Here is a 708-nt window from a genome sequence, read left to right on the forward strand (position 1 = left end):
TCGCGGAAAAGAGAGGCGAGACCGTCCTGCATTAAACCAACCGTACCTTGTTACGCAGTCGCATCAAGCCCAAACACCGTATGCAGAGCCCGCAGCGCCAATTCCGTATATTCCTCGGCAATCAGGACCGAGACTTTAATTTCCGAGGTGGTGATGACCTGGATGTTGATGTTCTTCGCCGCCAGGGTTTCGAACATTTTCAACGCCACGCCAGCATGGCTGCGCATGCCGACCCCGACCACCGATACTTTAGCCACAGCCGGATCCGGAATAAGCTGGGAATATTCAATGGTTTCCTTGGCATCGCGCAGAACTTGCAGCGCGCGTTCCAAATCGGCCCGGCCAATCGTAAACGTCAGATCGGTGGTTTTACCGTCGGCGGAGACATTCTGAACGATCATATCGACGTTCACGGCGGCGTCGGCGAGCGGGCCGAAAATAGCAGCCGCCACGCCGGGCCGGTCGGCCACTTTGGCGAGGGTGATTTTGGCTTCGTCCCGGCTATAGGCAATACCGCTGACCAGATGTTGTTCCACGATCTCGTCCTCATCCACAACTAAGGTTCCGGGCACATCGGCAAAGCTGGACAGCACTTGCACCCGCACCCGATGTTTCATCGCCATTTCAACCGAGCGCGGTTGCAGAACCTTAGCGCCCAGCGAGGCCATTTCGAACATTTCTTCGTAGCTGATCTTATCGAGCTTCCGG

1 protein-coding gene is annotated in these 708 nt (G+C 56.4%); it reads right to left on the bottom strand.

Going from position 1 to position 708, the window contains the following annotated elements:
- Positions 1–50: 50 nt before the first annotated feature.
- On the bottom strand, positions 51–708 hold a 658-nt coding region (locus tag VZ95_RS13365), incomplete at its 5' end, for an aspartate kinase (protein ID WP_045776287.1).

This window comes from Elstera litoralis (genome assembly GCF_000963705.1).
In the GTDB taxonomy this organism is placed as follows: domain Bacteria; phylum Pseudomonadota; class Alphaproteobacteria; order Elsterales; family Elsteraceae; genus Elstera; species Elstera litoralis.